Raw genomic sequence first — 17,807 nt, forward strand, 5'->3', positions numbered from 1 at the left:
GCGGAGGCGGGACCGCCCCGGCGTCGACCTACCCTGGGGGCATGGGACGCTCTCCATTCACTCTAGCCGCGGCGGTGACGGCCGCACTGCCCGGCGCGGAGGTCACGGGTGCTCGCCCTCTGAGCGCCGACGGCGACGGCCGGTTCGACTCGGCGGTCGCCTCTCTGGCCGACGGCCGTGAACTCGCGATCCGCGTCGCCGACGACGAGGAGGCCGCTCGAGAACTGGCCGCGGAGGCCCTGGCGCTGCGTGCCCTGACCGACGGCGCCCGCGCGATGCTGCCGTTCCAGGCGCCCGAGTACATCGGCGAGACATCGGTCGGCGCGGGCCGCGCGCTGGTGACCGAGCTCCTCCCCGGATTCCAGATCGACGCCTCGCTCGTCCCGGCCGGGCGTGGCGCGGCCGAATCGATGGGTGCCGCGATCGCCGCCGTCCACGGGATGCCGACCTCGGTCGTCCGCGGAGCCGGTCTCGTGACCCGCTCGGCAGACGAGACCCGTGACGAGCTGAGCCGCCTCATCGACTCCGCAGCGGCGACGGGCCGGGTGCCCGCGCGCCTCACGGTGCGCTGGCGCGACGCCGTCGCCGACGACGACCTGTGGCGGTTCGAGTCGACCGTGGTCCTCGGTGGCGTCCAGGCGACCTCGTTCGTCTTCACGGATCACCCCGAGCGCGGCCCCGAGGTCACCGGCCTCGTCGGATGGCACGGGCTCTCCGTCGGCGACCCCGCCGTCGATCTCTCCTGGCTGTCGGCTGCACCGGATGCCGCGCCCGACGTGCACGCGACCTACGCGCGTGCGGTCGATCGCGCACCGGATCCCGGTCTCGAGGTCCGCGCACGACTGCTGGCAGAGCTCGAATTCGCGCGGTGGCTGGTGCACGGCGACGCGATACGCCGGCCCGACATCGTCGATGACGCGGCCGCGCTGCTCGAATCCCTCGCCGAGGGCCTGCGCACCGACGACCTCAGCATCATCGCGGCCCGGAGCGAGGGGGTAGATTCCGCACTCGACGCTCTGGACCGTGTGCCGGCCACCGCCGCGACCCACGTGGACACGTCCATGCAGACGGACGCCTACAACCCGAACGAGCTCTGGGCCGCCGCCGCCGACTCCGACGACGCGCGCGATGACGATGATGACGCCGATGCCGATGCCGAGCCCACCCCGCCGTGGGCCGCACGCGAGGAGGCATCCGACCCGGAGAGCGCCGATGCCGCCCACCGCGCCGAGATGCTGAATCTCGAGACCGAGGATCTGTCCGGCGTCGCGAGCATGTTCGCGGGCACGAACGGGGTCGCCGGCGTGCGCGAGGACTCGCATCCGCTGGCTCCGCAGCGCCGCGAAGCCGACGCCTCGGGCGACGCCTCCGCGGAGGAATCCGCCGACGACTCGGAAGAGGCTCAGCGCGCGGCGCGCGCCGCGCTCCAGCGCTGGAAGAGCTCGTCCTCCGAGTAGACCCGGTCGCCGCGGATGACGAGATCGTCCGCGACGTAGTACAGCGCGACGTCGATCTCGTCCAACGGCACCTCGAAGCGTCGGTGGTAGGCGAGACGGTAGAGCGCGAGCTGCAGCATCCGCTCGTCCCGCTCCTGCGCCGTGCGCGGCGCCTTGCCCGTCTTCCAGTCGACGATCTCGATGCGCCCGCCGCGGTCGTCACGACGATAGACGGCGTCGAGCTTGCAGATGACGATGTGCGCCTGCTCGGTCCCGTCGACACCCGCGCCGAGCGCGAAGTCGATCTCGATCTCGACGGCGATCGGCTTCAGGCCGCCCCACTCGCTGCGCTCGAACGTCTCCTGCAGCGCCGCGAGATCTGCGGCATCCGCCGACGACGTCGGACCGTCGGCGCTGCCGCCGGCGGCGAACCCGGCTTCGGTGGGCGGCTCGTCCTCGTCGAGCTCCCACAGCGCCTCATCGACACGGCTTCCGACGCCGACGAGCTCTGAGCGCTGCTCGACCCAGGCGTGGAACAGCGTGCCCAGCCGCGTCTGCCGGTAGGGCCGTTCGGGCATCGGCCGCACGATCGAGGACAGCGTTCCGGTGAAGTCCGTGACGTAGTCCTTGAAGCGCGAGGCCGGGACGCGGGTCGGGGCCGCGGCATCCGTCCCCCGCTGGCGTGCGGCGCGCTCGGCGAGCAGGCGGGTCAGCTCCGGGGAAGGCTGCGCGACGCCGGTCCTGGTCGCCTGATCGACAGCTGCCGCCGCCGCGGTCACGGCGGCGCGCCGTGCACCCAGCGGATCGAGCGGCCAGGTGAGCGTCGACCCCGGCCCTTCGTAGGGATTCTCGTCCGGGTCGACCGGCTCGATCGGCTCCAGCCCCTGCACCTCGATGGCCTCGATGAGGTAGGGGCTCGGCGTGCGCGGCGCCTTCTGCCCCGCCCAGTGCGCACCGCTGAGCAGCAGGTCGGTCCGCGCACGCGTCACCGCGACATACGCGAGCCGACGTTCCTCCTGCTGCTGATACGCGCGGTGCGCGTCTTTGAAGCGTTTGAGGGCCCCGCCCTGAGGGTTGGCCTTCGTCGCTCCGCCGGAGAGCGAGGCCTGCGCGAGCTTCTGCCGCTTCTCGGGGTCGGTCTCCTCCCCCATCGCCTCGACGGGATCCCACTCGAAGCGCGGCAGCGCATCGCGATCGCCGCGCAGCGCGAAGGGCACCACGCCGAAGCCGAACCAGCCCGAGGTGTCCGAGACGCGACTGGGCAGCTCGTCGGCCACGAGCCGGACCACGGCGACCGCGTCCCACTCCAACCCCTTCGAACCGTGGATCGTGAGCAGCTGGACGACCCCCGGTTCCGGCGGTTCCGGTCGGGGCATGAGCTCATCGGTGCTCTCGGCCTTGTCGAGCCAGGCCAGGAGGCTTCCGATGGTGCCGCGGTCGTCCGCGGCGAGGAACGCCCGCACCTCGTCGGCGAAGGCCCGCAGCTGGGTCGCCGCGATCCGGGCAGGGCCCCTGGTCTCGTTCGACGCGAGCTCGATGTCCAGCCGCAGCTCCATCTCGATCAACCGGATCAGCTCCGGGATCGGCTGCGAGGATGCCCGCCGCAGGCGCTCGAGCATCTCGCCGGCCGCGCGGATCCGTGCGCGCCCCTCCGGCGTGATCTCCTCGAGCATGCGGTAGTCGTCCCTGACCGCGCGCACGACGTCGACGGCGTCGATGATCGACACCGCCTCGTCGGCCCCGCGCGACGAACGCAGCCTCGCCCGCACCTCCTCCGGCAAGGGCGCCATGTCGGTGTCTCGTTCGGCGAGCGTGCGACCGAGGTCGTACAGCGCACCCATGTCGGCGACCCCCACGCCGAAGCGCGGTCCGGTGAGCAGGCGGATCAGTGCCGACCCCGCCGTCGGGTCGTGGACGACCCGCAGCGTGGAGACGACATCGACCACCTCGGGCGTCGTGAGCAGTCCCCCGAGGCCGAGGATCCGATGCGGGATGCCGCGGGCGGCGAGCGCTCCGGCGAAGGTCTGCATGTGCCTCTTCGACCGGAAGAGGATCGCGCCGGTGTGGGGACCGTGGTCTCCCTGCCCTCCGGCTGCACCCTGCGCCTCGTGCGCGGCGCGACGCTCGGCGAACCATTCCGCGACGGCCGCGGCCTCGTCGTCGACCGTGAACGGGAAGCGCACGCTCACGACTCCGTCGCCCGCGCCCGGACGCGGTTCGAGCGGCGGCACATCGAGTCCCGGCCGCTGCAGGGGTTCGAGCACGCGGTTCGCGATGTCGAGGATGCCGCGGTCATTGCGCCAGCTCGTCATCAGGCTGTACGTCTGCGCGGCTCCCGTGCTCGCGAATGTCTTCGAGAAGGCGTACAGGTTGTCGGCGCTCGCGCCCCGCCACCCGTAGATCGACTGGTGCGGGTCGCCGACCGCCATGACCGCGGAATCCCGGAAGAGCTCGGCGAGGAACCGGGTCTGGATGACGGAGGTGTCCTGATACTCGTCGAGGAGCACGACACGGTGCTGCTCGCGGAGCTCGGCGCGCACGTCGGGGGCGGACTCGACGATGTCGTAGGCGCCGCCCACCTGGTCGGCGAAGTCGAGCACGCCGCGCCGCTCCTTCTCGGCCATGTAGTCGCGAACGAGGTCGGCGAGGGTGGGCAGGCTCAGCAGGTTCGACGCCGCCTTCTCGACGTCGGCGTTCGACCGGTAGGGGGCGAAGGCGAGTGCCTGCTCCCGCGCGATCCGCTCCGCGAGGTCGAGATCGACGCGGTGATCCAGCGCATCCCCGGCCAGCCGCTGCACGGCGTCGATCACGGTCCCGAGAGCGAAGTCGATGCTCTCGAGCTCGGGAAGGTCGCTGCGCAGCACCACCTCGCGCGCCAGCATCCAGGACGCGGCTTGGCTGAGCATCGCCACGTCGGGGTCGCGACCGATCCGCGCGGCGTGCTCGCGGACGATCCCGTCGGCGAAGGCGTTGTACGTCGACACCCGCGGACGGATCATCAGGTCCTCGGCGGCGCGGGGCGTCGCCGGATCCCACCCCGTCCCGAATCCCGACGCCAGCTCGTCGAGGACGTGGGTGCGCACGAGCTCGCGCTGACGTCCCGACGCCGCATCCGTGACGCGGCGGAGCGCATCGCCGCGAACGATCTCGTCGAGATGCGGCAGCAGTCCCCGTCGTCCGTACTCGTCGATCACGGAGAGGCGGGTCCCGATCCGCTCGGCGAGCTCCCCTGCCGCCTTGCGCGTGAAGGTGAGCCCGAGGATCTCGTCGCGGCGCACGTGCCCGTTGGCGACGAGCCATACGACGCGTCCCGACATGGTCTCGGTCTTGCCGCTGCCCGCGCCGGCGACGACGAGCGCCGGCTCAGGTGGCGCCTCGATCACGCGCTGCTGCGCCGCGGTGGGCGGCGGCTGCCCCAGGGCGGCGGCGATGTCGGTCGCGGACAGGCTGCCGGATACCGCCCATGCCGTCACGAGCTCACCGCCGGCACGGTGTGGATGCGGCACGGGTGCACGCGGCGCTGCGTGTCGGCGCAGTGCGACTCGACCTGGGCCGTGAAGCTCGACGCCGACATGCCGCGCGCCGCGCCCGCCACTCGGCGCAGGAAGGCCGAGCGCGACTCGTCGTCGAGCGTGTGCTGGTGGGCGATCCGGTAGTCGCTCTTCGCGAGGGTCTTCGACACGATAACGAGGCGCGCACCGGCGAGCGATTCGGGCGGAGCACCCTCGATCAGCCCCTGCTGCACGGCGACCTGGTACGCCGCGAGCTGGGCATGCTCGAGCACGCCGGAGTCGGACTCCGGATCGGTCTTGCCGGTCTTCAGGTCGACCACCACGGTCGGCCCGGCCGGACCGCCCGACATCGACTCCCAGCCGCGGCCGCGCGCATGCGCATGCTCGCCGAGCCCCGGCGGATAGGCCTCGACCCGGTCGATGTACCCGTGGATGATGGCCTGATTCGCGCGGTCCTCGCCGACGGCGTGCACGACGGGTGCGGCCTCCTCGTCCGCCAGGTCGACGGCGAACCGGAACTCGACCTCGCTGCCGATGACCTGGCCGTCGTCACGGCGCACGTCGCCGAGGTACGCATGCAGCCGATCGACGAACAGGTCGGCGCGCCGACGCTCCTTGCGCCCGATCCACTCGGTCTCGAAGTCGAGTTCGGGCCAGTGCTCGGCGACGATCGCGCGCATCTGCTCGAGGTCGCCGTCGGGAACCCGCTCCATCACCTCGTGCACGATCGTCCCGATCCCCGCCGTGGGGGGCATGACGGTGTCGCCGCCGAGAGCCGCGACGACCCAGTTCAGGCCGCACTCCTCGTACGATTCCATCTTCGAGGGCGACACGCGCGCCCCGGCGACCGCCAGATCGCGCAGCGGAGCATCCGTCGATCGCGGGGTCACGCCGTACCATTCGGCCGGATCGGCGCCCGGCACGCCTTCGCGGGCGAGGACGGCGAGTTGCGCGGCCGCCTCGCGCCGCAGCGTCTCGGAGGTCACGGAGGTGAGCGTGCGACGGTGACGGGCGACCATGCCGCGCAGGGTGAGCGGATGCTCGGCCGACACGTGACGCTCCGGCGGCTCGGGGGCGGGCAGGAAGCCGAAGAAAGCGCTGGGCGTCATGTCGTCGTCGTCGACCGCGGTGATGAGGAGCCGGTCGCGCGCGCGCGAGATGGCCCGCACGAACAGGCGCAGCTCATCGTGCAGAGCCGCGCGGCGACGGTCGACGACGCCGGGGGCCTCGATTCTCGTCCCCGTCCGAGCGGCCTCGATCTCGTCGGCGAGCCGCCAGGTCTGCAGCAGTCCTCCGCGCAGGCGGACGTTGGGCCAGACGCCGTCCTGCACACCGGCGACGACCACGACGTCGAATTCGGTGCCGAGCGCGGTCGCCGGCGTCAGCAGCGTCACCTTGCCCGGTCGATCCGGCGTCGAGAGCGAGTCCTCGGGGACCTCGCTGTCGAGGATGTCGCGGACGAACGTCTCGGGCTTCTCGTTCGGCGAGCGCTCGACGAAACGCTTCGCCGCGTCGAACAGCGACACCAGCGCATCGAGGGAACGTGCGGTCTCGGCACCGGTCGGCAGAAGCGAGATCTCCCGCCAGGCCACATGCAGTCTGCGTCCGTCGACCGCGCGGGCCTGGTCCCACACCCGCCACAGGAGGTCGTGGATGGTCTCTCCCGCGGACGCGGCATCGGCGAGCGCAGCGATCGTCTCGGCGAACCGCGCCGCGCTGCGGGACTCGGCAGCGTCGATCAGCGTCAGGTGGGCGGGAGCGGCCATCGCCTGCCGCAGCAGCTCGCGGGCAGGGGTCGACCCGCCCTGTTCGAGCTCGATGTGCCGCAGCCGCGCACGCAGACGCCGTAGCCCGATGGCGTCCATCCCGCCGAACGGGGTGCGCAGCGCCTCCTCCAGCGCCTGCGGGGTCCGCTCGTCGGCCGGCGTCAGCGCGAGACGCACGACGCCGACGATGTCGCGCACGATGCCCTCGCTGCCGAGCGGACGCTGGACGCCTGCCGCTCGTGTCGGGATCTCGCGGGCCGCCAGCTCGGTCTCGAGCGTCGTCACCTGACGGGTGTCGTGCGCGATGACGGCCATGCGATCCCAGCGGACGCCGTCGGTCAGATGCCAGTCGCGCATGACGCCCGCGATGCGGTCCAGCTCCTCGTACGGCGAAGGGGCGATGAAGGTGCTCACGGCCGCCGCAGCCTCGTCGGCCACCGGCACCGGCGCCCGGCGGTGCTCGACGCGACCGGAGACGCCGATCGCCTGGGTCACGGTGCGCGTCAGAGCGGTGAGCGCCGGACGCTGACGGTGCGACCCGTCGAGGACGCGCACGTCGCCCAGCACGCCGGCGAGCTGTGCGAAGAGCTCGGGGCTGGCGCCGCGGAAGGCTCCGGAGGAGATGTCGGGATCGCCGAACGCGAGCACCGCGATCCCCCGGCTCCGCAGAGCCCCGACCACGGCGATCCCGCCTCGGGTCAGCTCCTGCGCGTCGTCGATGAGCACGACCCGCAGCGACGCGAGCGGACCGAGCGCAGCGGGCTCGGCGGTCTGCAGGATCGCGCTCGCCTCGCTGAGCAGGTCGGCGGCGTCGCGGTGCGCCGAGCGCAGGGCGTCGAGCACCGCACGGTACTCGACGAGGAACTCGGCCGCGGCGGCCCACACCTCGTTGCCCGACGCGCGGAGCTCGTCGGGGTGGGCGCCGATCTCGGTGCACTCCGCGAGGAAGGCTCGCAGCTCGGAGCGGAATCCCTTGGACGCGCGCACGGATGCGCTGAGCGCCTCGGGCCACGGGATGCGCTCGTCTTCGGCGTCGCCCGCCAGCAGCTCCGCGATGATGCGGTCCTGGTCGGCGCCCGTGAGCAGAGCCGGCGGCTCGGCGCCGGCACGCACCATCGCGCCGCGCACGAGCTGGAAGGCGAACGAGCCCAGCGAGCGAGCGAGGGGCCCCGGAGTCGCCTGCCCGATGCGCACGCCGATCCGGTCGCGCAGCGCGGTCGCGGCCTGGCGGCTCGGCGTGAGCACGAGCACCTCCTCCGGGCGCATCCCCTCGGTGTCGAGCAGGTGCACGACGCGATCGACGAGGGTGCGGGTCTTCCCGGTGCCCGGCGCGCCGATGATGACCCCCGAGGCGGTCGACGCGGCGGCGACGACGGCTCGCTGCGCGGCATCCGGTGTCATGTCCTCCACGGTATCGGGGCGCGCGGACATCGTCGCCGCGCCCTGCCCGCACGCCGTGTGCGCTCACGGCGAAACCGGCTCCGGCGGCCGATCCTGCCCGGTGCGCGCGGGGTAGAGTTGGGACGTCCGACGAACTTCAAGGAGCACGCGTGGAAATCCGCATCGGCATCATCAACACCGGCCGCGAGCTGAGCTTCGACACCGGCGCGAGCGCGGACGAGGTCCGCACCCAGGTCTCGGCCGCACTCGAGCAGAGCTCGACGCACCTGAACTTCTCCGACGTGAAGGGCAACTCCTACCTCGTCCCGACCGCGAACCTCGCCTACATCGAGCTGGGCTCCGAGGAATCCCGCCGCGTCGGCTTCGTCGCCTGACCGGACGATGTACATCCTCCTCGCGCTCATCGGCGCGTGCGCTCTCGGCATCGGCGCGCACTATCTGATCGGCGGCCGCGACCTGCGCGGCGTCGCCGTGACTCCGGCCATCGCGACGGCCGTGTCGGCGATCGCGTACACCGGCCTGCAGTGGGCGGGGCTCGGCGAGGACAGCATCTGGCTCTGGCTCGCGAGCGTCCTCGGAGCCGTGGCCGTCGCAGTCCTGGCGACGGTGGCGATCGTCGCGGTGCGCCGCCGATCGGATGCCCAGGCCAAGGCCGCGCTCGGGATCTGACCCGGCGACCGAGCTGACGTGGACGAGCGGCGCACGCTGCGCTGGATCAGGATCTGCATCGGGATCATGATCCTCGGACTGTTCGTGAGCGGCGTCACGGCGTTTCCGCTGCGGATCGAACTCGCGATCGGCTCCGACATCCTGCACGCATCTCCTGCCGCCGGCTGGTTCCCCGACGCCGTGGCGTGGGTCGACCGGGTGGCCGATGCGCTGGCCGACGTGGACGGACGCTACCCGTTCATCTCCTACGGCACGGACTGGCTCGCCTACGCGCATCTCGTGATCGCGGTCGTCTTCATCGGCCCGCTGGTCGATCCGGTGCGCAACATCTGGGTCATCCAGTTCGGCGTCATCGCCTGCGCCGGGATCATCCCGCTCGCCCTGATCGCCGGCGGCATCCGCGGCATCCCGCTCGGATGGCAGCTGATCGACATGTCGTTCGGGGTGCTCGGCGTGATCCCGCTCGTCATCGCCTGGCGCCTGACCCGGAAGCTGGAGCGGACGCGGTCGGCCTAGGAGGCGAGCCCCATCGCGTCCATGCGCCGCGCGTGCGCGCCCATCAGCTCGGTGTACACGGGCTCGATGCGCTCGTCGTCGGCCGCGAGCCGCTCCGGGCGCAGCGCTGAGCGGCAGACGAGGATCGTGTCGCCGACGAGCCGACGCGCCCACATCGACAGCAGCGAACGCCACTCCTCGTCGCTCTCGATCGTCTCCTGGATGATCGCGACGATCTCGTGACGCGCATCGTCCTCCCGGAGGATCTCGACCACCCGGCGTCCGGTGTCGGCGTAGCTCGAGGCCAGCGCCAGATAGAAGTCGTCGAGCATCCCCGCGGTGATGTAGACCGCCAGCAGGGTCTCGCGGGGGCGCGCGCCGATGGTCTTGCGGCGGAAGGCGTCGAGGTTCTCGCGGAACGGCAGCATGAGCTGCGTCGGGTCGTCGCCTCGTTCCGCGATGAGGTCGACGATCGCGCGATGCTTCGTCAGCGCCGCTCCGGCCGCGCGGGAGAGGGACTCCTTCTCGGAGAGCTCGGGCGTCGCGCGGATCAGACGCGTGAGCGTCTCGAAGTAGCCGAGCTGGAGGTACGCGGCCTGCCCGAGGAAGCGATTCAGCTCCGGCGCGAGCTCGGCGAAGTCGACGCGGGTCGCGTCGCCCTGATCGCCCCGGCTGCGGAGGGCCAGCGTGCGGCGCGGCGCGGCGTCGCGCTGCCAGAACCACTTAACCACGGGGCCTCCCTGTCGAGTTCACCACGTCGTTCACAATACTCGGGCGCAGCACCTCTTCCTGGCCCGCACCGCCCCTCGGGTAGGCTGGGCGTGTCCCGCCGTCGGAGCGGGCCCCCGCGCCTGTGGCACAAGAGACGGCGTGGATCCGTTTACGTGGCGCCCCAGAGGGTCGCCGGACAGGCATCTGAACAAGTGACAACTTTCGCTGATCTCAATATCGATCAGGACATCATCGACGCGCTCGCCTCCAAGGGCATCGTCGACGCTTTCCCCATCCAGGAGCAGACCATCCCCCTCGGCCTTCCCGGCCAGGACATCATCGGCCAGGCGAAGACGGGTACCGGCAAGACCTTCGGCTTCGGCATCCCCGTCGTCCAGCGGCTCGGCAAGGACCCGGAGCACGGGGTGAAGGCGCTCATCGTCGTCCCGACCCGTGAGCTCGCGGTGCAGGTGTACGAGGACATCGATCTGCTCACCAGCAACCGCTCCACGAGCGTCGTCGCGATCTACGGCGGAAAGGCCTACGAGGGTCAGATCGACCAGCTCAAGGCCGGCGCGCAGATCGTCGTCGGCACGCCCGGTCGTCTGATCGACCTCGCGGGGCAGCGCCTGCTCGACCTCTCCAACGCGACCGAGGTCGTGCTCGACGAGGCCGACAAGATGCTCGATCTGGGCTTCCTGGCCGACATCGAGAAGATCTTCCAGAAGGTCCCGGCCGTCCGGCACACGCAGCTGTTCTCGGCGACCATGCCCGGCCCGATCGTGGCACTCGCCCGCCGCTTCATGACGAACCCGATCCACATCCGCGCCAGCGACCCGGACGAGGGCCTCACGCAGGCGAACATCAAGCACCTCGTCTACCGCGCGCACTCGATGGACAAGGACGAGATCATCGCCCGCATCCTGCAGGCCGAGGGCCGCGGAAAGACCGTGATCTTCACGCGCACCAAGCGTGCCGCGCAGCGCCTCGTCGACGAGCTGGGCGACCGCGGCTTCAACGTCGGCGGCGTGCACGGCGACATGGGTCAGGATCAGCGCGAGCGGTCGATGGCCGCGTTCAAGGCCGGCAAGCGCGATGTGCTCGTCGCGACCGATGTCGCCGCCCGCGGCATCGACGTCGACGACGTGACGCACGTGATCAACCACACCATCCCGGACGAGGACAAGACGTACCTGCACCGCGCCGGCCGTACCGGTCGCGCGGGCAAGACCGGCATCGCGGTGACCTTCGTCGACTGGGAGGACCTGCACAAGTGGGCCCTGATCAACCGGGCCCTCGAGTTCGGCCAGCCCGAGCCCGTCGAGACCTACTCGTCGAGCCCGCACCTGTTCTCCGACCTCGACATCCCCGAGGGCACCAAGGGTCGTCTGACGACCGCCCCGAAGACGCAGTCGGTGAAGACCGAGCGCACGCGTCGCCCGGAGCGCGCAGCGGATGCCGCCGCCGAGGGCAGCGATGAGAGCGGCACGCGTCGCCGCCGTCGCCGTCGCAACAGCGAGAACCCGGTCGGCTCCACCTTCGCCGAGGGCGGCTCCGAGTCGACCGCCTCCGACGGCCAGACCGCTCCGTCCGCCGATCGCGGCGCCGACGGCAGCGGCACCCACGACGGTGCGGGCAAGGAGCACCACGACGGGAAGCCCGCCCCGGCACGCCGTCGTCGTCGCCGTCGCGGCGGCTCCGGCGCCCCCGGCGCCGCCCCCGTCACCGGGGCCTGATCGACGTCGGAGGGGCGGATGCTGCGCGAGCGGCATCCGCCCCTCCGCTGTCTCCGGCACCGGCGCGCAGCCTCGCCCCGGGAATCTGCGGCGGATAGACCCACGCGACCAGCACCACCGAGATGATCATCAGCAGGAACCACGAGCTCAGCTTGCTCAGCGAGACGGGCTGCCAGGTCTCCGCCTGATCGGGGTACGCCCACGCCCCGGCCCAGGTGCCGATGTTCTCAGCGAGGTAGATGAACACCGCCACGCCGCCGAAGACGAGCAGGAGCGGCAGCCGAACGGTGCGACGCCACACACGCGCGTGCATCACGGTGGGCACCCAGAGCGCCACGACCCCGGCGAGCAGCACCCAGCGGGCGTCCCACCACCAGTGGTGCGTGAAGAAGTTCAGGTAGATCGCCGCGGCCAGGATCGCCGTGATCCATCGACGCGGGTAGCGGGTGAACCCCAGATCGAACAGCCGGTAGACGCGCACCATGTACGAGCCGACGGCCGCGTACATGAAGCCGCTGAACAACGGGACCCCGCCGATGCGGAGAACGCCGTCGGCGGCATAGGCCCACGAGCCGGCATCCGTCTTGAACAGCTCCATCGCCGTGCCGGTGAGATGGAACAGGACGATGACCCAGAGCTCGCGTCCGCTCTCGAGGCGGAACACCAGCATCGCGATCTGGATGAGAACCGCGGCGATCGTGAGCGCGTCGTTGCGGGCGAGGGCCGCGTCGTCGGGATACCAGAGCTGCGCGGCGACGATCACGATCAGCAGCGCGGCGCCGAAGATGCACGCCCAGGCCTGCTTGAGGACGAACACCGCGAACTCGACGAGTCCCGCGCGGATGCCGTCCGCCGGAGCGCCGAGGAGCACGCGCCTCGCGGCGGCATCGACGCGGCGCTCCAGGGAAGTCGCTCGCTGCATGCCTGGAACCGTATCCGTGGCGCTCGACAGCCGGCCGGGAGTGTCCCGACAGAATGCCGAGGATCAGGGAAAGCGCGGGGCGGTTCCGGTCGCGCGGTCTATGATCCGGGCGACCATCTCCTCGGACGTCGTGTTCTCCCCCGGGCGGTTGGGCTTGCCGCTGCCGTGGTAGTCGCTCGACCCGGTGACGATGAGGTCGTGCGCGGCGGCGATCTCCCGCAGCTTCCGCTTGCCCGCCTCGGTGTTCTCCCGGTGGTCGATCTCGAATCCGCCGAGGCCTGCGGCGATGAGGCGCTCGAGGTAGGGCACCGGCATCATCAGATCACGGCCGGTGACCGGGTGGGCGATGACCGCCACTCCCCCGGCGTCCGTGATGAGTCGGACCGCCGTGAGCGGGTCCGGGGCGTAGTGGGGTTCGTAGTACCCCTCGCGCGGATGGAGGATGCCGTCGAAGGCCTCGGTGCGGTCGCGCACGATCCCGCGGGCGACCAGGGCGTCGGCGATGTGCGGGCGACCGACGGTGGCGTCGAGCGTGGTCTGGGCGACGACGTCGTCCCAGTGCAGGTCGTAGTCGCGGCCGATGTTGCGGACGATCCGCTCCGCGCGTCCGATCCGGTCGCCGCGGATGCGCTCTGTCTCGGCCAAGAGAGCCGGGTCCTCCGGATCGAAGAGGTACCCGAGCACATGCACGCTGCGCCACTCGTGCTTGGCCGAAAGCTCCATCCCGGGGATGAACGTCACCCCGAGCGCGGCGGCCGCCTCCCCCGCCTCCTGCCAGCCGGTCGAGCGGTCGTGGTCGGTCAGGGCGAGCGTCCGCACGCCGTGCGCGTGCGCCTGGCGCACCACCTCCGCAGGGCTCTCCGTGCCATCGGAATGGTTGGAGTGCAGGTGCAGGTCGGCGGGACCGGCGAATCCAGAGGACGGAGTGGCCATCCTCCGAGCGTACCGAGCATGGCGGCAGGGACTTCACAGGCGGCGCTTCTAGGCTTGTCGGGATGCTTCGACTACTGGGGGTCCTGTTCACCGTGCTGCTCGCGATCGCGACGGCGATCGTGGTGTGGCCGCAGTTCTTCCACCTCGAGCAGACCTACCCGTTCGCGCAGCTCGTGTCGGCTCGCGGGCCGGTTCTGGCGGGATTCCTGATCGTGGCGGTGCTCGCTCTCCTGCTCCTGTTCGCCCGTCCGCTGCGTGGGTTCGCAGCATCGGTGCTCATCGTGGCCCTGCTCGGAGCGGGAGCGATCGGCGCCATCGGAGCCGTGCGCGGCTTCGGCACGTCCGCCCTCCCGGGGAAGGGCGAGGGAAGCGTCCGCGTCCTGACCTGGAACACAGCGGGCGAGGCGGTCTCGGCCGAGCACATCGCGCAGCAGATCCTCGAGCAGGGCGCCGACATCGTGGCGCTCCCGGAGACCACCCAGGCGGTCGGAGAGCAGATCGCGCTGATGCTGCGCGAGCAGGGGCACCCGATGTGGGTGCATCACGTGCAGTTCCGCCCCGACGTGCAGGACGGGCCGCAGTCCTGGCAGACGACGGTGCTGGTCGCCCCCGACCTCGGCGAGTACTCCGTGATCGAGTCGTCGAAGGACGGCACGAGCAACACGGGCTCGGTGCCGAGCGCGGTGCTCATGCCCATCGACGGCGCCGGCCCCACGATCGTCGCCGTGCATGCGGTGGCGCCGCGTATGGAGGAGATGGAGCAGTGGCGGCATGACCTGCAGTGGATCGCCGACCAGTGCCCCCAGGGCGACTTCATCCTCGCCGGCGACTTCAACGCGACCATCGATCACATGGCGCCGCTCGGCATGGACGGCGGCGACATCGGATACTGCCGCGATGTGGCATCGCGCACCGGCAACGGCATGACCGGCACGTGGCCGAGTTCGCTCCCTCCGCTCGCGGGGGCACCGATCGACCACGTCATGGTCTCGCAGAACTGGACGCCCTCGGGCTCGGTCGTGCTCGACGACGCGGGCGGAAGCGACCACCGCGCCCTCGTCGTGCAGCTGGAGCCGGCCGGCTGAGCTTCTGCGCATGCCCGCCAGATGACAGACTGGAGGGATGAGCACCGCAGAGCGCGACACGATCGCAGACGCCGCCGCAGAGATCCCCGCCGAAGTCACGACGGAGACCGTCGAGAACAGCAGCACCAACCGCAAGCAGCCGTTCCCCCAGGGCTTCCTCGACACGATCTCGACCGGCTGGGCCGAGCGACCGGAGACGCTTCCGGCTCCGCGGGCACAGGCCGCGTTCGCGGCGACGCGCCGCGCAGCGGTCTCCGCGGCCTTCCCGGGCAAGCGACTGGTGATCCCCGCCGGCTCTCTCAAGCAGCGCAGCAACGACACCGACTACGTGTTCCGCGCGCACTCGGCGTTCGCTCATCTCACCGGATGGGCGTCGGACGCCGAGCCCGACTCGATCCTCGTCTTCGAGCCGACCGATGCCGGACACGACATCACCCTCTACTTCCGCGAGCGCGCGGACCGCACCACGACCGAGTTCTACGCCGACGCCACGGTGGGCGAGTTCTGGATCGGCCCGCGCCCGTCGCTCGCCGGCGTCTCGGCCGACCTCGCCATCGAGACCGCGCACCTCGAGGAGTTCGCGCCAGCGGACGGCGAACTCGTTCTCGACGAGGATGAGGCGCTCACCCGCGTCGTCTCCGAGCTGCGCCTGATCAAGGACGAGTTCGAGATCGCCGAGATGCGCCGCGCCGTCGACATCACCGCGCAGGGCTTCGACGACATCATCCGCGAACTGCCGCAGGCGATCGACCATGCTCGGGGAGAGCGCGTGGTCGAGGGCGTCTTCCACCGTCGCGCGCGCGAGGACGGGAACGGCGAGGGGTACGACACCATCGCGGCATCCGGCCCGCATGCGTGCTACCTGCACTGGACCCGCAACGACGGCAGCGTCGTCCCCGGCGATCTGATCCTCGTCGACGCGGGTGTGGAGGCGGACAGCCTGTACACGGCCGACATCACCCGCACACTGCCGGTGTCCGGCACGTTCACCGAGGTGCAGCGTCGTGTCTACGAGACCGTGCGCGAGGCCGCGGATGCCGCCTTCGCCGCCGCACGAGTGGGCGTGCGGTTCCGCGATGTGCACGCCGCGGCGATGACCGTGATCGCCGCGCGCACCGCCGAGTGGGGTCTGCTGCCGGTCACGGCCGAGGAGGCCCTCGACGCGGATGCCGGCGGACAGCACCGCCGGTACATGGTGCACGGCACGTCGCACCACCTCGGCATCGACGTGCACGACTGCGCGCAGGCGCGGCGGGAGATGTACTACGACGGCATCCTCGCTCCCGGCATGGTGTTCACGATCGAGCCGGGCCTCTACTTCCAGATCGACGACCTCACGGTCCCCGCGGAGCTCCGCGGCATCGGCGTGCGCATCGAGGACGACATCCTGATGACCGCCGACGGCCCCGTGAATCTCTCGGCCGGAATCCCCCGCACCGCCGACGAGGTCGAGGCCTGGATCGCCCGCGTCCAGAGCTGAGCGATCCCGGTGCACGAGGGCGAGCTGCCGCTCGACGACGATCTCGCCGAGCGGCTGATCGCCGCACGCTTCCCAGAGCTGCGCGGTCGGCCGCTGCGGCGCGTGCCCACGACCGGCACGGTGAACACCATCATGCGACTGGGCGATGAACTGGTCGCGCGGTTCCCGCTCCTCGGCGCGTCCGAGGCGGAGCTGCGGGCCGAGGCCGACGCCATGGCCGAGCTGGCCGACGCCAGCCCGTTCCCCGCAGCACGTCCCTACGGGGTCGCGAGCGCCTCCGACGGGTTCGCTTCGGCGTGGTCCGTGCAGACGTGGCTCGACGGCGAGGTGGCCGGGCACGATCGGCACGCGGCATCCGCTTCTCTCGCCCGTGACATCGTGACGCTCATCACGACGATGCGGAGCGTCCCGGTCGGCGGGCGCGTGTTCGACGGCGCCGGTCGCGGCGGGCATCTCCCCGATCATGACGAGTGGATCACGACGTGTCTCGCGCAGAGCGGACACCTGCTCGACACCCGTCGGGCCGCAGAGCTCTGGGCGTCGCTGCGCGTGCTGCCGGCAGCCGGGCCCGACGTCATGAGTCATCGCGACCTCACCCCGTTCAACCTCCTCGTCACCGAGCGGGACGGCGACGATCGGCTCGCCGGTGTCCTGGACGGCGGGAGCTTCGGACCGGCCGACCCGGCGCTCGACCTCGTCGCCGCGTGGCATCTGTTCGATGCCCCGCGACGCCGGATGCTGCGCGACGGTGTCGGCGCAAGCGATGGGGAGTGGCTGCGCGGAGCGGCATGGGCGTTCCAGCAGGCGATGGGCCTCGTCTGGTACTACGAGGAGTCGAATCCGCCGATGAGCGCACTGGGCATCTCGACGATGCGGCGGCTGCTGGAGGATGAAGAGCTGTCGGGGCTGACGGCGTGAAGGCAGCTCAGTCGTGCGATGCGTCGAGAATCAGCCCGGCGGCGGTCGCGACATCAGGAACGATAGCGGTCGGAGGCACCCGCCCAGCCATCGCGTCGCGTGATTCGGAGGAGTCTTTGGCGATCAGAATCGTCTGCAGGCCGACGGCCGCTCCACCGACGATGTCTGCGTCGAGTCCGTCTCCGACCATCCAGCCGTCGAGGGGCTTACCGAGTCTGTCGGCGATCAATCGGAAGAGCGCGGGATCGGGCTTCCGATAGCCCGCCTCCGCCGAGATCGCCCACCCGTCGACCAGGTCGGAGAGCCCGGTGCTGCGGATCTTGCCTTCCTGATTGTCTGTTTCGCCGTTGGTGATGATCCCGAGTGTCCAACCGGCGTCACGGAGCCGCCGCAGAGCGTCAAGGTCCGCGGCTGCGCATTGGACCAGGCCGGGCGTTTGCACCCGGTATTGTTCCCACAGCGCTTCTGGATCCCACGGCAGCGAAAACTCCTCCACGATGTCGGCGAACACCTCACCCTTCGGTCGACGCTGCGACAGCGCAGTCGCTATCGGAGTCACCAGGGCATCCGGGAGCGAAGAAGCTCGCACGAGATCCTTCACCCATCGCTTTGCGGCGCTCTCCTGATCCACCAGTGTCCCGTCGAGGTCGAACAACGCGAGAGACATGGCGGAAGCATTCCCGTAAGCCATCTGTATGGATCAGAAACGCTGCTGACTCGAGGCCCGCGCGAGCATTTCTGAT

The 17,807-nt window shown here is 71.0% G+C and carries 14 protein-coding genes; 8 read left to right on the plus strand and 6 right to left on the minus strand.

All coding sequences use genetic code 11. The annotated features are described in order from the left end of the window. Positions 1 to 41: 41 nt before the first annotated feature. Positions 42 to 1,457 carry a hypothetical protein gene (locus DC434_RS17175; protein ID WP_243408992.1) on the plus strand — a complete coding sequence of 472 codons (1,416 nt, stop codon included), beginning with the start codon at positions 42 to 44 and terminating at the stop codon, positions 1,455 to 1,457. On the opposite strand, the gene DC434_RS17180 is transcribed toward DC434_RS17175, so the two are convergent. Together DC434_RS17180 and DC434_RS17185 are read right to left on the minus strand one after the other, a co-directional pair. Beyond that, on the minus strand, positions 1,403 to 4,942 hold the full coding sequence (locus DC434_RS17180) for an ATP-dependent DNA helicase (RefSeq protein WP_243408993.1): 3,540 nt from the start codon (positions 4,940 to 4,942) through the stop codon (positions 1,403 to 1,405). The genes DC434_RS17175 and DC434_RS17180 overlap by 55 nt on opposite strands. Beyond that, positions 4,906 to 8,115: an ATP-dependent DNA helicase gene (locus DC434_RS17185; protein ID WP_116636629.1), complete on the minus strand. Its 3,210-nt coding sequence runs from the start codon at positions 8,113 to 8,115 to the stop codon at positions 4,906 to 4,908. The genes DC434_RS17180 and DC434_RS17185 overlap by 37 nt, the downstream gene beginning before the upstream one ends. A 149-nt stretch (positions 8,116 to 8,264) precedes the next feature. Here DC434_RS17185 and DC434_RS17190 point away from each other — a divergent pair, with 149 nt between their 5' ends. From DC434_RS17190 to DC434_RS17200, 3 genes are read left to right on the plus strand one after another with little or no spacing between them, the layout of a single operon-like run. Beyond that, the gene (locus tag DC434_RS17190; RefSeq protein ID WP_116636539.1) at positions 8,265 to 8,489 is read left to right on the plus strand and encodes a DUF3107 domain-containing protein; all 225 of its coding nucleotides are present in this window, start codon (positions 8,265 to 8,267) and stop codon (positions 8,487 to 8,489) included. A gap of 7 nt (positions 8,490 to 8,496) precedes the next feature. Continuing rightward, a complete protein-coding gene (locus tag DC434_RS17195; RefSeq protein WP_116636540.1) occupies positions 8,497 to 8,784 on the plus strand; it encodes a hypothetical protein in 288 nt (95 codons plus the stop codon). A gap of 18 nt (positions 8,785 to 8,802) precedes the next feature. Beyond that, positions 8,803 to 9,300 carry a hypothetical protein gene (locus DC434_RS17200; protein ID WP_243408994.1) on the plus strand — a complete coding sequence of 166 codons (498 nt, stop codon included), beginning with the start codon at positions 8,803 to 8,805 and terminating at the stop codon, positions 9,298 to 9,300. Here DC434_RS17200 and DC434_RS17205 read toward each other — a convergent pair. Continuing rightward, positions 9,297 to 10,010, minus strand: a complete 714-nt coding sequence (locus tag DC434_RS17205; RefSeq protein WP_116636541.1) for a ferritin-like fold-containing protein — start codon at positions 10,008 to 10,010, stop codon at positions 9,297 to 9,299. The two genes, DC434_RS17200 and DC434_RS17205, sit on opposite strands and share 4 nt — an antisense overlap. 192 nt (positions 10,011 to 10,202) lie before the next feature. Here DC434_RS17205 and DC434_RS17210 point away from each other — a divergent pair, with 192 nt between their 5' ends. Beyond that, a complete protein-coding gene (locus tag DC434_RS17210) occupies positions 10,203 to 11,726 on the plus strand; it encodes a DEAD/DEAH box helicase (RefSeq protein WP_116636542.1) in 1,524 nt (507 codons plus the stop codon). Here the strand turns inward: DC434_RS17210 and DC434_RS17215 are convergent. Next, entirely contained in the window at positions 11,713 to 12,648 is a 936-nt protein-coding gene (locus tag DC434_RS17215; protein WP_116636543.1) for a DUF817 domain-containing protein, read from the minus strand. The genes DC434_RS17210 and DC434_RS17215 overlap by 14 nt on opposite strands. Before the next feature lie 63 nt (positions 12,649 to 12,711). Continuing rightward, on the minus strand, positions 12,712 to 13,581 hold the full coding sequence (locus tag DC434_RS17220) for a PHP domain-containing protein (RefSeq protein ID WP_116636544.1): 870 nt from the start codon (positions 13,579 to 13,581) through the stop codon (positions 12,712 to 12,714). A gap of 62 nt (positions 13,582 to 13,643) precedes the next feature. On the opposite strand from DC434_RS17220, the gene DC434_RS17225 reads away from it, so the two are divergent. The 3 genes from DC434_RS17225 to DC434_RS17235 are packed head-to-tail and all read left to right on the plus strand — an operon-like array spanning position 13,644 to position 17,064. Further along, on the plus strand, positions 13,644 to 14,666 hold the full coding sequence (locus DC434_RS17225) for an endonuclease/exonuclease/phosphatase family protein (RefSeq protein WP_116636545.1): 1,023 nt from the start codon (positions 13,644 to 13,646) through the stop codon (positions 14,664 to 14,666). A gap of 37 nt (positions 14,667 to 14,703) precedes the next feature. Next, positions 14,704 to 16,146 (plus strand): aminopeptidase P family protein, encoded by a 1,443-nt coding sequence (locus DC434_RS17230; protein WP_116636546.1) that lies wholly within the window; start codon positions 14,704 to 14,706, stop codon positions 16,144 to 16,146. Between the two features lie 9 nt (positions 16,147 to 16,155). Continuing rightward, positions 16,156 to 17,064, plus strand: a complete 909-nt coding sequence (locus tag DC434_RS17235; protein WP_116636547.1) for a phosphotransferase — start codon at positions 16,156 to 16,158, stop codon at positions 17,062 to 17,064. 7 nt (positions 17,065 to 17,071) lie between these two features. Here DC434_RS17235 and DC434_RS17240 read toward each other — a convergent pair whose 3' ends face one another. Beyond that, positions 17,072 to 17,731, minus strand: a complete 660-nt coding sequence (locus DC434_RS17240) for an HAD family hydrolase (RefSeq protein ID WP_165808119.1) — start codon at positions 17,729 to 17,731, stop codon at positions 17,072 to 17,074. Between the last annotated feature and the right edge of the window lie 76 nt (positions 17,732 to 17,807).

Origin of the sequence: Microbacterium sp. TPD7012 (genome assembly GCF_003075395.1) — a bacterium.
Taxonomy (GTDB): Bacteria; Actinomycetota; Actinomycetes; order Actinomycetales; family Microbacteriaceae; genus Microbacterium.

What these genes read in the sequence shown, in the direction of transcription:
- DC434_RS17175 (WP_243408992.1), top strand. Translation starts at nt 42, where the DNA reads ATGGGACGCTCTCCATTCACTCTAGCCGCGGCGGTGACGGCCGCACTG.
- DC434_RS17185 (WP_116636629.1), bottom strand. Translation starts at nt 8,115, where the DNA reads ATGACACCGGATGCCGCGCAGCGAGCCGTCGTCGCCGCCGCGTCGACC.
- DC434_RS17195 (WP_116636540.1), top strand. Translation starts at nt 8,497, where the DNA reads ATGTACATCCTCCTCGCGCTCATCGGCGCGTGCGCTCTCGGCATCGGC.
- DC434_RS17215 (WP_116636543.1), bottom strand. Translation starts at nt 12,648, where the DNA reads ATGCAGCGAGCGACTTCCCTGGAGCGCCGCGTCGATGCCGCCGCGAGG.
- DC434_RS17220 (WP_116636544.1), bottom strand. Translation starts at nt 13,581, where the DNA reads ATGGCCACTCCGTCCTCTGGATTCGCCGGTCCCGCCGACCTGCACCTG.
- DC434_RS17225 (WP_116636545.1), top strand. Translation starts at nt 13,644, where the DNA reads ATGCTTCGACTACTGGGGGTCCTGTTCACCGTGCTGCTCGCGATCGCG.
- DC434_RS17230 (WP_116636546.1), top strand. Translation starts at nt 14,704, where the DNA reads ATGAGCACCGCAGAGCGCGACACGATCGCAGACGCCGCCGCAGAGATC.
- DC434_RS17240 (WP_165808119.1), bottom strand. Translation starts at nt 17,731, where the DNA reads ATGTCTCTCGCGTTGTTCGACCTCGACGGGACACTGGTGGATCAGGAG.